Annotated in this window: 9 protein-coding genes; 4 read left to right on the top strand and 5 right to left on the bottom strand. The window is 62.4% G+C overall.

Annotated elements, in window-relative coordinates; all coding sequences use genetic code 11:
• The first annotated feature begins 32 nt into the window (after positions 1–32).
• Genes uvrA through GJ699_RS10440 form a run of 3 tightly spaced genes read left to right on the top strand, consistent with a single transcriptional unit; the run spans position 33 to position 4,675 of the window.
• On the top strand, positions 33–2,882 hold the full coding sequence (uvrA, locus tag GJ699_RS10450; protein ID WP_154375786.1) for an excinuclease ABC subunit UvrA: 2,850 nt from the start codon (positions 33–35) through the stop codon (positions 2,880–2,882).
• A 3-nt stretch (positions 2,883–2,885) separates the two neighbouring features.
• The gene (locus GJ699_RS10445; RefSeq protein ID WP_154375784.1) at positions 2,886–3,788 is read left to right on the top strand and encodes an AraC family transcriptional regulator; all 903 of its coding nucleotides are present in this window, start codon (positions 2,886–2,888) and stop codon (positions 3,786–3,788) included.
• Positions 3,785–4,675, top strand: coding sequence for a hypothetical protein (locus GJ699_RS10440; protein WP_154375782.1), 891 nt, complete (start codon positions 3,785–3,787; stop codon positions 4,673–4,675). The genes GJ699_RS10445 and GJ699_RS10440 overlap by 4 nt, the downstream gene beginning before the upstream one ends.
• Here the strand turns inward: GJ699_RS10440 and GJ699_RS10435 are convergent.
• Both GJ699_RS10435 and GJ699_RS10430 read right to left on the bottom strand, forming a co-directional pair.
• Entirely contained in the window at positions 4,655–5,569 is a 915-nt protein-coding gene (locus GJ699_RS10435) for a DUF1028 domain-containing protein (RefSeq protein WP_229262044.1), read from the bottom strand. The genes GJ699_RS10440 and GJ699_RS10435 overlap by 21 nt on opposite strands.
• A gap of 43 nt (positions 5,570–5,612) precedes the next feature.
• Complete coding sequence (locus GJ699_RS10430) at positions 5,613–7,397, bottom strand: DUF885 domain-containing protein (RefSeq protein WP_154375778.1); 1,785 nt, start codon at positions 7,395–7,397, stop codon at positions 5,613–5,615.
• Positions 7,398–7,590: 193 nt separating this feature from the next.
• On the opposite strand from GJ699_RS10430, the gene GJ699_RS10425 reads away from it, so the two are divergent.
• A complete protein-coding gene (locus tag GJ699_RS10425; protein ID WP_154375776.1) occupies positions 7,591–9,024 on the top strand; it encodes an aldehyde dehydrogenase family protein in 1,434 nt (477 codons plus the stop codon).
• A 160-nt stretch (positions 9,025–9,184) separates the two neighbouring features.
• Here the strand turns inward: GJ699_RS10425 and GJ699_RS10420 are convergent, their stop codons facing one another.
• The 3 genes from GJ699_RS10420 to GJ699_RS10410 all read right to left on the bottom strand — a co-directional run bounded on the left by GJ699_RS10420 (position 9,185) and on the right by GJ699_RS10410 (position 12,862).
• Positions 9,185–9,802: a TetR/AcrR family transcriptional regulator gene (locus GJ699_RS10420; protein WP_154375774.1), complete on the bottom strand. Its 618-nt coding sequence runs from the start codon at positions 9,800–9,802 to the stop codon at positions 9,185–9,187.
• 110 nt (positions 9,803–9,912) lie between these two features.
• Entirely contained in the window at positions 9,913–10,806 is an 894-nt protein-coding gene (locus GJ699_RS10415; RefSeq protein WP_195763511.1) for a hypothetical protein, read from the bottom strand.
• Between the two features lie 190 nt (positions 10,807–10,996).
• On the bottom strand, positions 10,997–12,862 hold the full coding sequence (locus tag GJ699_RS10410) for a phosphoenolpyruvate carboxykinase (GTP) (RefSeq protein ID WP_154375770.1): 1,866 nt from the start codon (positions 12,860–12,862) through the stop codon (positions 10,997–10,999).
• Positions 12,863–12,995 lie beyond the last annotated feature (133 nt).

Raw genomic sequence — 12,995 nt, 5'->3', positions numbered from 1 at the left:
AGTTACGGGTTGACTCTAAAGGCCAAAAACCCATGGAACAGATCCGCATTCGCGGCGCACGCACGCACAACCTCAAGAACATCAATCTCGACCTGCCACGCAATAAGCTGATCGTGATTACCGGCTTGTCCGGCTCCGGCAAATCCTCGCTGGCGTTTGACACGCTGTATGCCGAAGGCCAGCGCCGCTATGTGGAATCGCTGTCGGCCTATGCCCGCCAGTTCCTGCAACTGATGGAAAAACCGGACGTCGACCTGATCGAAGGTCTGTCGCCGGCCATCTCGATCGAGCAGAAAGCCACCTCGCACAATCCGCGTTCGACGGTCGGCACCGTGACCGAGATTCACGACTATCTGCGTCTGCTGTACGCGCGCGTCGGCACGCCCTACTGCATCAATCACCCGGACCAGGCGCTGGCCGCGCAAACCGTATCGCAAATGGTGGACGCGGTGCTGGCGCTGCCGCAAGAGACCAAGCTGATGATCCTGGCGCCGGTGGTGGCCAACCGCAAGGGCGAGCATTCGGATCTGTTCGAACAGATGCAGGCGCAGGGCTTTGTGCGCTTCCGCATCCAGAGCGGCACCCACGACGCCAAGATCTACGAAGTGGACGATCTGCCGAAGCTGAAGAAAACCGAGAAGCACACCATCGACGTGGTGATCGACCGCGTCAAGGTCAACGCCGAAATCAAACAGCGCCTGGCCGAAAGCTTCGAGACCGCGCTGCGTCTGGCCGATGGCCGCGCCGTCGCGCTGGAAATGGACAGCGGCACGGAACACGTCTATTCCAACAAGTTCGCCTGCAACACCTGCGGCTATTCGCTGCAGGAGCTGGAGCCGCGCCTGTTCTCCTTCAATAATCCGATGGGCGCCTGTCCGGAGTGCGATGGCCTGGGTCACATCGAATTCTTCGATCCGAAGCGCATTGTCGCTTTCCCGAATCTGTCGCTGGCTTCCGGCGCGGTCAAAGGGTGGGATCGCCGCAACCAGTTCTACTTCTCGATGCTGTCCAACCTGGCGGCGTTCTACGAATTCGATCTGGATCTACCATTTGAAAAACTGCCGAAGACGGCGCAGGAAGTGGTGCTGAACGGTTCCGGCAAAACCACCATCCCGTTCACCTACATCAATGAGCGCGGCCGCACAGTGGTCAAGGAACACACTTTTGAAGGCGTGGTGAATAATCTGGCGCGCCGCTATCGCGAAACCGATTCGATGGCGGTGAAAGAGGAACTGGCCAAATTCATCAACGAGAAGCAATGCCCGTCGTGCGATGGCGCGCGTCTGCGTGTTGAAGCGCGTTACGTCAAAGTCGGTAGCGGCAAACAGGAACGCGCAATCTACGAGATCGCCGAGAAGCCGCTGCGCGAAACGCTGTCGTTCTTCGAGCAGCTCAAACTGAAAGGCGCGAAGAAGGAAATCGCCGACCGCGTGGTCAAGGAAATCATCTCGCGCCTGCAGTTCCTGAACAACGTCGGCCTGGACTACCTGTCGCTGGACCGCAGCGCCGACACGCTGTCGGGCGGCGAAGCGCAGCGTATCCGCCTGGCTTCGCAAATCGGCTCCGGCCTGACTGGCGTGATGTACGTGCTGGATGAACCGTCGATCGGCCTGCACCAGCGCGACAATGACCGCCTGATCGACACGCTGAAACACCTGCGCGACATCGGCAACAGCGTGCTGGTGGTGGAGCACGACGAAGACGCGATCCGCACCGCCGACTACATCGTCGACATGGGCCAGGGCGCCGGCGTGCATGGCGGCGACGTGATCGCCGCCGGTTCGCTGAAGGACATCCTGAAAAACAAACAGTCGCTGACCGCGCAATACCTGAACGGCACCCGCAAGATCGAAGTGCCGGCCAAGCGCCACGTGGCCGATCCGGACAAGCAGTTGGTGATCACCGGCGCCACCGGCAACAACCTGAAAAAGGTCAACCTCAAGCTGCCGGTTGGTTTGATGACCTGCGTGACCGGCGTCTCCGGTTCCGGCAAATCGACGCTGATCAACGACACCCTGTTCCCGGCGCTGTCGCGCCACCTGTACGGATCGCAAACCGAGCCGGCGCCGCACGACACCATCAGCGGCCTGGAACACTTCGACAAAGTGATCTCGGTCGACCAGGCGCCGATCGGCCGCACGCCGCGTTCGAATCCGGCCACCTACACCGGCTTGTTCACGCCGATCCGCGATTTGTTCGCCACCGTGCCGACCGCGAAAGAGCGCGGCTACAGCGCCGGCCGATTCTCGTTCAACGTCAAGGGCGGCCGCTGCGAAGCCTGCCAGGGCGATGGCGTGATCAAGGTCGAAATGCACTTCCTGCCGGACGTCTACGTGCCGTGCGACGTCTGCCACGGCAAGCGCTATAACCGCGAAACGCTGGAAGTGCAGTACAAGGGCAAGAACATCACCGAGATCCTCGACATGACGGTCGAAGACGCGCACGAGTTCTTCAAGCCGGTGCCGCTGATCGCGCGCAAGCTGCACACACTGCTGGACGTCGGCCTGGGCTACATCAAGCTCGGTCAGAGCGCCACCACGCTGTCGGGCGGCGAGGCGCAGCGCGTCAAGCTGTCGCTGGAACTGTCCAAGCGCGATACCGGCCGCACACTGTACATCCTGGACGAGCCGACCACCGGCCTGCACTTCCACGATATCGACCTGCTGCTGAAAGTGATCCACCGCCTGCGCGACCAGGGCAACACGCTGGTCATCATCGAGCACAATCTGGATGTGATCAAGACCGCCGACTGGATCGTCGACCTGGGTCCGGAAGGCGGCGCTGGCGGCGGCAAGATCATCGCCAGCGGCTCGCCGGAGGATGTGGCAGCCAACCCGGCCAGCGTCACCGGCAAATACCTGGTGCCGCTGCTGAAGAAGTAAGCCATGAAACGGGATTTCGCCCTCACCCGCATCGATCACATGATCGACATCGTCCAGCGCCATGTGCTGGACGGGCAGCGGGCGGCGACGGCGATCCCGTTCCTGTCGCTGCTGCGTTCCGCCCATCCCACGCCCATCACCAAGGGCGTGCTGAAACCCTCGTGCTGCGTGATCCTGCAGGGTCACAAGCGGGTGCACCTGAGCGATGAGGTGCTGGACTACGGCCCCGGCGAATACCTGGCGGTGTCAGTCGACATGCCGGCCTCCGGCCACATCGTCAACGCCACGCCGGACAAGCCCTACCTGCTGCTGAACCTCGAACTCGATCCGCAAGAGCTGGCGGCCATCGTGCTGGAAGCGCAGATCGCCATCGACTCGCAGCAGCCGGTGCGCGGCGCCTTCATCGGCAAGACCGACGACACCCTGCTGGACAGCCTGTACCAGCTGGTGCGCCTGCTGGACGCGCCAGCTGCTGAAGCGGCCTTCCTGGCGGTGGGACTGAAACGAGAAATCCTCTACCGCCTGCTGAACGGTGCGGATGGCCGCAAGCTTTATCAAAACATCGTGCTGGACCAGCAGGATCGCGGCATCAGCAAAGCCATCGCCTGGCTCAAGGAGCGCTTCGATCAAACGGTGCGAGTGGAAGACCTGGCGCAAGCCATCAACATGAGCGTCTCCAGCCTGCACCACCGCTTCAAGGCGGTGACCACGATGGGACCGATGCAGTACCAGAAGCAGCTGCGCCTGCAGGCCGCGCGCGCGCTGCTGATCGGCGGTGAAGTCGACGCCACCACCGCCGCTTACAAAGTGGGCTATGAAAGCGCCTCGCAGTTCAGCCGCGAATACCGCCGCCTGTTCGGCGCGCCGCCGATGCAGGACATCAAAAAACTCCGGACCACGCCATGAAGATCGAGAAGAAACGCCTGCTGCCGTTGGGCCTGGGCCTGTTCGTGTTTGCCATTGCCGCGCTGCTGGCGGACAAGGCATGGTCGGAGAAACAGCAGCAGCTGGACCTGATCACCGATTTCTACAAAGACCATCTGGCGCGGCCGGAAGCGCGCCAGGCCAGCCAACTGCCGTCCGGCTCCTTCTACTCGAAGGAACTGGAAGCGCTGGTCGATGCCAACAGCCAGTTGTGCTTCAGCCTTTCGCGCGGTGACGACATCTGCGGCTACGGCGCCGACCAGGACGTGTTCCTGCAAACCCAGGAAGCCTCGCCCACGCTGGACTTCGACCGTTCCAGCTTCCGCGTCAGCCGGGTTGGCGACAACGTGGTGGAAGCCAGCTTCAACGTCTACCCCGACATGGGCACCGCATACGACCGCCAGATCCGCTACGTACTGGTGCGCGAGGACGACGGCTGGCGCGTCGACGACATGCTGCTCCCGCAAGGCCGCTCGATGCGCGCCGAGATCCAGCAGGAGAACGACGCCATCCTGGCACGCGCGCGCGACCTGGGCGACACCGCCGGCTGGGTGTTCAACTATCTGGGCAGCGAGGATATGATGGACCGCGCGGCGCGCTTCATCGCCTTCCCGGTGCAGGTATGCGACCCTTACGGCGCTTGCGCCGCCATGAAGCGCGACGATCCGCGCCTGATGCAGGCGCTGGACGCGCTGGGCGACAGCAGTCCGAATTTGCCCTTGCTGCCGAAGAGCGGCGACGTCGAGGCCACCGACGGCAAGGTGGTTGCCATCGGTGGCCTCGACTTCACGTTCCAGAACCGCGCCTGGTGGGTGACCAAGATCGACCTGCGCCGCTTGCCGCAGATGCTAGCGCCACGACATGAATAAAGGGTTGTCGTGGAGTGGCGCGTACAGGCCTTCCTCTATTTCGATGCGTCCCCATACAGGGTTCAGCGACAGCAGCACACCGAGATAGTCCAGCGCGGCCGCGTGATCGTCCATCGCCATTGCCAACCGGGCGGCACGGCGCCAGATCCGGTCCCACCCCTGGCTTCTGCGCAACGCCTCGGAAACCGACATGCGCGCTTCCGCCTTAAGTCCTTTGCGCATCTGTCGCTCTGCGCCCAGCATGGCTTGCAGCGCATAGTGCCGCTCCATCAAGCGACGCAAATCCTTGACCGGTTCCGCAGCGGCATCGACGCGCAGATCGATGTCCTGCCAGTCACCGTCCACAGTACGCACCAGCAACGCGGCCGACAGTTTGCCCGTGCTTTGTCCACCGGCGCGCTCGCCGGCCTCCAATGCGGCCATCAAGCGCTCGGCCAGCGTGCCGCTGGTTGAGGCGAACACGCGCTGCATCGCAGCCAGCACTTGCGCACCTGCCAGACCGTTGCCCTGAACCGAATAACCGTCGCCACCAAGCGCCCCGGCCCATGCCGAGGCCTGCGCTTCCGCCCCGGTAAACGAGGCGGTGCGGCCGTTGGCGGCAACGATGCCAACCTGCCGCGCGGCGATGGTCTGGCCGTCAAAATCCCCGTCACGGTCCAGCAAGGTGTTAAGCGTGGCCTCGGGAGTTGTCCCTGAAGCCAGCAGCGCCAGCCCGGTTGGCCCGTACGATGGATTGGTTTCGAACTGCGACACCAGCGCTCCTACGCGCGCCTGCGCATAAGGCACGCTGGCGCCGACCGCCAGGTTGTTGGTGGCAACCGCGACACCGCAGTTGCCATTCCGATCGCAGGCCACGATGGAAAACGTTGCCGCCGCCGGTCCGGCGCTGAGCATCAACACAGCGGCAATGGGAGCACGTAGCGACGACAACATGGCATCAAGCCTTCTTCTCGCTGGCCACCCACTGCTTGATGTGGGTCTCCAGCACATCCATCGGCAGCGCGCCTGCGCCCAGCACCTGATCGTGGAAGGCGCGGATGTCGAAGCGGTCACCCAGCTCCTTGCGAGCGTAGTCGCGCAGTTCGAGGATCTTCAGCTGGCCGATCTTGTAGCCCAGCGCCTGGCCCGGCCAGACGATGTAACGATCGGTCTCGCTCTGCACTTCCACTTCCTCGATGCCGGAATGGTCATGGAAGAAGTCCACCACTTGCTGGCGGTTCCACTTCTTGTAATGCAGGCCGGTGTCCACCACCAGACGAATCGCGCGCAGCATCTCGTCCTGCAAATGGCCGTAGTAGCTGTATGGATCTTTATAGAAGCCCAGCTCCTCGCCCAGACGCTCCGAGTACAAGGCCCAGCCTTCGGTATAGGCGGTGTAGCCGGCTTGCTGACGGAAGTCCGGCAGTCCCTGGATCTCCTGCGCGATAGTCAGCTGCATGTGGTGACCCGGCACGCCTTCGTGCAGCGCCGTGGTTTCGATCGAGATGGTGGAACGGTGTTCGAAGTCGCCGGTGTTAACCATCACGCGGCCAGGACGCTTGCCATCCGGTGAACCGGACATATAGGACGCGCCGGCCGCACCCTTCTCGCGGAATTCCTCCACCGGCTTGATCTCCACTTTCCCCTTCGGCAGCACGCCGAACTGGTTGGACAGCTGGGTGTACATCTGGTCCGTATATTTCTGATACAGGTCGATGATCTCCTGGCGCGATTTCGGATGCAGCGCCGGGTTCGCGGCCACCGCCTTGTTGAAGGATTTCAGATCGCTGTAGCCGAGCTTTTGTGCGGTGACCAGCATCTGGCCTTCGATGCGCGCTACTTCGGACAGGCCCAGTTGGTGGATCTGCTCCGGCGTCATGTCGGTGGTGGTGGAGGATTTGGCCTTGAAGCTGTAACGCGCCACGCCATCCGGCAGCGACCACAGACCCACGTCCTTGCGGCCATACGGCAGATACTGGGTCTTGGTGTACACCGCCAGTTTTTTATAGGCCGGCGCCACATCGTTCTTCACCGCCGCCAGAATCTCCTTGCTCAGGCGCACCTTGTCGGCGGCCGAAAAGTCCTTCGGCATTTTCTTCAACGGCTCGGCATACGGCGAATCGGCCGGCTTCATGGCCGCCACGTCCTCGCACTGCTTGACGATTTGCGGTATCAGGAACTTCGGCGGCATCAGGTGATCCTTGACGCCGTTTGCCATCTGCGCGCGGGTCTGATCGAACAGCTTGGGCAGCGCGTGCAGGCGCTGGATGTAATCCTCGTAATCCTTGACGGTTTCAAAATTCAGCGCCGAGACGATCATCGGCAGATCGATATGCACGCCGGAGTTCTGCGCCAATGGCATCTCCCATTCCTTGAAGCGGGCGCCTTCCAGATTCTGGCGCAGTTGACGCACCATCAGATCGTGATTCAGCTGTTCCTGCAGCGGGAAGCCGCTGATGTCCACCGCCTCGAAGCGCTTGAGGAAGTCGGCGTTCACCTTGAGATCGGCGTCGATGCCGGCCTGCGAGGCATCCGACCATTTGTCGTTATAGCGCTTGTCGCCCAGCAGCGAAGCCCATTCCGGGCTGGAACGCAGCGTGTATTCCCACTGCTCTTTAATCAGATTGTTCAAGGTCGCACGGCGTGCCTCCAGGTCGGGAGCGGCGGTGTCGGCATGGGCCACGCCCAGGATCAGGGAGAACAACAGGGCGCTGGCGGCGCCGATGCGGGTGGTCGTTGTCATGTTGGCCTATCAAAAAAAGTGTCGAGCCTAAACTGTAGCCGTCGCGGCGACAACAAGCACGGCAATTGTGACGAAATGCCAAAAATCCCGGCTGGATTGCAGAATCAGGCAACCATGCGGCAGGAATCCCACTGATGCGCGGGCGGCCGGATTTCTAGAATGGCTCCATCGATCCACCAACCAGGAGTCCACCATGTACACCATCGACAAAATCTACATCAACGGCCAGTTCGTCACACCGCACGGCAGCGAAATGTTCGACCTGATTAACCCCAGCACCGGCCAGCTGGCCGGCCAGGTGCGGCTGGGTGACGCCGAGGATGCGCGCGACGCCATCGCCGCCGCCCGCGCCGCCTTCCCGGCCTTCTCGCGCACGACCAAGGCCGAACGCGGCGCCATGTTGGAACGTCTGCACGCTGCCGTATTGGCGCGCGCCGAAGATGCCGCCGCCGCCCAGATCGAAGAATACGGCGGCCCGCGCAACACCAGCGTTGGCCGCGCGCGCTACACCGCGCAGATGTTTTTGGACGTGAAGCGGGTCATGGACGACCACGAATTCGTCAAGACCGTCAACAAATCCAAGGTGGTGCTGGAGCCGGTGGGCGTGGTTGGCATCATCACGCCGTGGAATTCCAGCGCCTGGTTCATCGCCAATAAAGTAGCGACCGCGATCGCGGCCGGCTGCACGGTGGTGGTCAAGCCCAGCGAATTGAGCGCGCGTCAGAACCAGATTCTGACCGAATGCTTCCACGCCGCCGAACTGCCGCCGGGCGTGGTCAACATCGTCAACGGCCGCGGCGACGTGGTGGGGGCGGAACTGAGCACGCATCCGGAAGTGAACAAAATCTCGTTCACCGGCTCGACGCCGGTCGGCAAACAAATCGCCCGCCTGGGCGTCGACAGCATGAAGCGGGTGACGCTGGAACTGGGCGGCAAGAGCGCCAACGTGATCCTCGACGACGCCGATTTCGCCAAGGCTATTCCAAACGCGGTGGCGGCCTGCTACATGAACAACGGCCAGGCATGCATCGCCGGCTCACGGCTGCTGGTGCCAGCGCATCGCCTGGAAGAAGTGAAGGCGCTGGCCAAAGCGGCGGCGGAAGCGGTGGTGGTGGGCGATCCGGATAGTGCGGCGGTCGCGCTGGGGCCGATCGTCACGCAGAAGCAGTATGAGCGGGTGCAGCGCTACATCGGCATCGGCATCGACGAAGGCGCGGAACTGGTGACCGGTGGCCTCGGCAAGCCGCAAGGACTGGAAGCCGGCTACTTCGTGCGGCCGACCGTGTTTGCCGGCGTGACGCCTGCCATGACCATCGCCAAGGAAGAAATCTTCGGCCCGGTGCTGTCGATCATCACCTATGAAACCGAAGAGGAAGCGATCGCCATCGCCAACGACACGCCGTATGGGCTGCAAGCCTACGTCAGCTCCACCGACCTGGCGCGCGCCAACCGCGTGGCCGACCGGCTGGTGGCGGGGCGGGTGCACATCAACGGCATCCACGACGACTTGATCGCACCGTTTGGCGGCTTCAAACAATCCGGCATCGGGCGCGAGTTCGGGCCGTATGGACTGGAAGCGTATCTGGAGCCGAAGGCGATCCTGGGCGAACACGCGCAATATCGCTAAAACAGCACGAAATCGTCATTCTTGTCAGGCAGCGACCTGAGTGTGCGGCTGAAAGGGCGGCACACCAGGTACAACAGCAGAGGCAATAGCAGCAGGGCGGTTTTCATGGCAGGCTCCGTTTTCGCACACATGTGCGAAATTAAGTTAAAAAAATGCGGCCTTACTCCAGATCGTTAAAACTCTTGTAGGTCGAAATCAAGCGGCTGAAGGCGCGTTGCATGTGGCGCAGTGCCTGCTGGTCGTGCAGGAAGCGGGTATCGTGAATCAGGCCGACGATCAGACTGTAGATCTCGTAGACCAGCTGGCCGGGATCGGTATCCGGCCGCAGCTGGCCCAGCTCCATCGCCTGCAGAATCGTCTTGCGCAGCGACGCGCGCCAGGCTTCGGCACCCTGCTGCAGACGATCGCGCAGCGGGCCTTGCTGATCGTCGAACTCGAAGGCGCCGGCGCTGTACAGACAGGAATTGCGCAAGCCCTCATCCGAAGCACGGTGCGCCCAGGCATTCACCTGCGCGATCAAGCGCGGCAAACCCTTGGGCTGTTGCAGCGAAGGGCGGAAAATCTCCTCGCCAAAGCGGCGGTCATACTCATCCAGCACCGCCGCCTGCAGCGCCTCCAGCGAACCAACACGTGAAAACACCCCGCTCTTGCTGATACCGGTACGCTTGGCCAGCTCACCGAGCGACAGCTTACCGATGCCCTCCGCCGCCGCCATCTCCAGCGCGGCCTCGATGATGGCGGCGTAAGTCGCCTCGCTTTTCGCAGTCAAAGTATCCATTCCCACACTTTAGCACACCCATGCGAAACAACAAGCAAAACTCCGGGGTCAGGTCCCGCGCCAACCGGGTGGCGGACCAACTGATGGCCGTGCGAACGCGCGCAGTATCGCTAACTGATTTCCTCGTCATTGGTGGCGAAGTCGCGCATGCCGCTATGCAGCGGTTCGGCGCGGCGCGGCGCTACCGGCAGTCCGGCGCCGCCGTCGGCCAGACGCTGCACCCTGTCGGTCAGATTGAGCGTCGCCTCCGGATCATGCTCACTATCGAAGATCGCCTCCATGATGCGCAACATGATCCATGGATCGATATCCTCGCGCCGGCCGGCGGCGTTTTCCGGCGCCACCGTCTTGATGCGGAAATGGTAATAGCCCTGCTGCAGCAAGCGCCGCGTCAACGCATAGATATAGGGCGCGTCGGCACGAGACGCGCGCGGCTTGATGAAGTTAAACGTCGGCAGCGCCTGGCGCGGCACATCATCCAGCACGGCGGCCTGCCAAATATCGTTGGGCACCGAGGTGTAAGCGTGAGCCGGATCGTAGCGCTCGCGCATGCGCAGCAGCAGATCACGCGACATCAGCGCGCTGGCGCCGCTGACGAAGGTCAGGCCGGCGAAAGTCTCCGGCGCGCTCAGACGGCCAAGCGGACCGGCGAAGCAGTTCTCGGGCGTGAGGCGATCCAGCACCGTGCACAGGCCGCGAAAATCGACCACCGAGGTGATGGTGGTCTGGTACAGGAAGAACGGACCGTCACGCGTGCGCAGCAGATAATCCTGCACCAGCACCTGGCGATAAATCCAGCGCGCGTTTTCCGACTGCGACCACACACCGCTGCTGTTGTAGCCAGTTTCGCCCTCGAAGGCGCCGGCCATGCCGACCAGCAAATCGCGGCCATCGGACATCACCTCGCCGCGTTTCAGCTTATCCGACCAGCGCACGAAAATCACCTCGATATGCGGGAAATGGCACAAATAAAACTGCCACAGCGCGCGAGCGTGCCGAAACACTGGCAACTCATCACCATAGCCGATGGTGACGACCAAATCCGGTCGAGTGGTGGCGGCGATACGCGCCAACAAGCTAGGGGGCTCGTTATGGTTTTCCATGCCTGCGAGTGTAATCTAACTGCCCCCGACTTGGGGCAAAAAAAAACGGCGCGTATCGCTACGCGCCGTTTTTGTCTCCTCTACGCCGGGCTTACTTGGCCAGGCGCTTCTCCAGCTCGGCTTTTACCGCCGTCAGTTCTTGCGGCAGGTGGTAGGCCAGCTTGGTGAACAGTTCTTCGTGCAGCTTCAGTTCTTCGCGCCATGCGTCTTTGTCGACCGAGGTGATGGTCTCGAATTCTTCCGGCGAGAACGGGATGCCGTCCCACTTCAAGTCGCCAAAGCGCGGGGTGGTGCCGAAGATGTTTTCGACGCCACCAGCGGTGCCTTCGATGCGTTCCAGCATCCACTTCAGCACGCGCATATTGTCGCCGAAGCCAGGCCAGACGAAGTGGCCCTGCTCGTCGGTGCGGAACCAGTTGACGCAGTAGATTTTCGGCAGCACGGCGCCGTCGATCTGGCCGACTTTCTCGCCCAGGTTCAGCCAGTGCTGGAAGTAGTCGCTCATGTTGTAGCCGATGAACGGCAGCATGGCGAACGGGTCGCGACGGACGATGCCCATCTGGCCAGCGGCGGCGGCGGTGGTTTCCGAACCCATGGTGGCGGCCATGTACACGCCTTCCACCCAGTTGCGGGCTTCGGTCACCAGCGGCACGGTGGTCGAACGGCGGCCGCCGAAGATGAAGGCCGAGATCGGCACGCCGGCCGGGTCGTCCCAGGCTGGATCGATCACTGGATTCTGCGTGGCGGGCACGGTGAAGCGGGCGTTCGGGTGCGCGGCTTTGCCGGTCGACTCAGGCGTCCAGTCCTTGCCTTGCCAGTCGATCAGGTGGCTTGGGGCCGGTTTGCTCAGGCCTTCCCACCAGACGTCGCCATCGTCGGTCAGCGCGACGTTGGTGAAGATGGTGTTCTCGCGCAGCGAGGCCATGCAGTTGTAGTTGGTTTTTTCGTTGGTGCCCGGTGCCACGCCGAAGTAGCCGGCTTCCGGGTTGATCGCGTACAGGCGGCCGTCGGCGCCCGGTTTGATCCAGGCGATGTCGTCGCCGATGGTGGTGATTTTCCAGCCCTTGAAGCTCTCAGGCGGGATCAGCATCGCGAAGTTGGTTTTGCCGCAAGCCGATGGGAAGGCGGCCGCCACGTAGTGCTTTTTGCCTTCCGGCGATTCGACGCCGAGGATCAGCATGTGTTCGGCCAGCCAGCCAGCGCCGCCGGCCTGGGCGTCCTGATGGCCCATGTTGGAGGCGATGCGCAGCGCGAAGCATTTCTTGCCCAGCAGCGCGTTGCCGCCGTAGCCGGAACCGAACGACCAGATTTCGCGGGTTTCCGGATAGTGCACGATGTATTTGGTGGCGTTGCATGGCCAGGCCACGTCTTGCTGACCGGCCGCCAGCGGCGCGCCCACGGTGTGCACGCATGGCACGAACTCGCCGTCGGTGCCCAGCACGTCATACACGGCCTTGCCCATGCGGGTCATGGTGCGCATATTGACCGCCACGTATGGCGAGTCCGACAGTTCCACGCCGATGTGGGCGATTGGCGAACCCAACGGGCCCATCGAGAATGGCACCACGTACATGGTGCGGCCAGCCATGCAGCCGTCGAACAGCGGATGCAGGGTGGCGCGCATTTCGGCCGGGTCCATCCAGTTGTTGGTCGGGCCGGCTTCTTCCTTGGTCTTGGAGCAGATGAAGGTGCGGTCTTCCACACGGGCAACGTCGGTCGGGTCCGAGCATGCCAGGTAGGAATTCGGACGCTTTTCCTGGTTCAGCTTTTTCATGGTGCCGGCTGCAACCATTTCGGCGCACAGACGGTCATACTCTTCTTGCGAGCCATCGCACCAGTAAATCCGGTCCGGCTTGGTCAAGGCGGCGATCTCTGCCACCCAATTGATGAGCTTTTGCTGTTTGATGTAAGCTGGGGCGTTCAATGGTGCGACGCCACCCATCAAGGGCTGATTCATGGTACCTCCAATGCTAATTAAGAATTCGGTGGCGGCAGATCGTCGTCAGCTTTTGGCTGAGCGCTCAGAGCTCCATTCGCAATGGGTCGGCGGTCGTTACGGCGGTCGTGGCGCGGCCCGGATCTGGTCGTCG

Origin of the sequence: Duganella guangzhouensis, assembly GCF_009674535.1 — a bacterium.
Classification (GTDB): Bacteria; Pseudomonadota; Gammaproteobacteria; order Burkholderiales; family Burkholderiaceae_D; genus Rugamonas; species Rugamonas guangzhouensis.
Note: the sequence above shows the minus strand (reverse complement) of the source record. Positions and strands in the feature narration are given on the sequence as shown.

Coding starts and splice junctions, on each gene's coding strand:
- uvrA (WP_154375786.1), top strand. CDS start 33: ATGGAACAGATCCGCATTCGCGGCGCACGCACGCACAACCTCAAGAAC.
- GJ699_RS10445 (WP_154375784.1), top strand. CDS start 2,886: ATGAAACGGGATTTCGCCCTCACCCGCATCGATCACATGATCGACATC.
- GJ699_RS10440 (WP_154375782.1), top strand. CDS start 3,785: ATGAAGATCGAGAAGAAACGCCTGCTGCCGTTGGGCCTGGGCCTGTTC.
- GJ699_RS10435 (WP_229262044.1), bottom strand. CDS start 5,569: ATGCTCAGCGCCGGACCGGCGGCGGCAACGTTTTCCATCGTGGCCTGC.
- GJ699_RS10430 (WP_154375778.1), bottom strand. CDS start 7,397: ATGACAACGACCACCCGCATCGGCGCCGCCAGCGCCCTGTTGTTCTCC.
- GJ699_RS10425 (WP_154375776.1), top strand. CDS start 7,591: ATGTACACCATCGACAAAATCTACATCAACGGCCAGTTCGTCACACCG.
- GJ699_RS10420 (WP_154375774.1), bottom strand. CDS start 9,802: ATGGATACTTTGACTGCGAAAAGCGAGGCGACTTACGCCGCCATCATC.
- GJ699_RS10410 (WP_154375770.1), bottom strand. CDS start 12,862: ATGAATCAGCCCTTGATGGGTGGCGTCGCACCATTGAACGCCCCAGCT.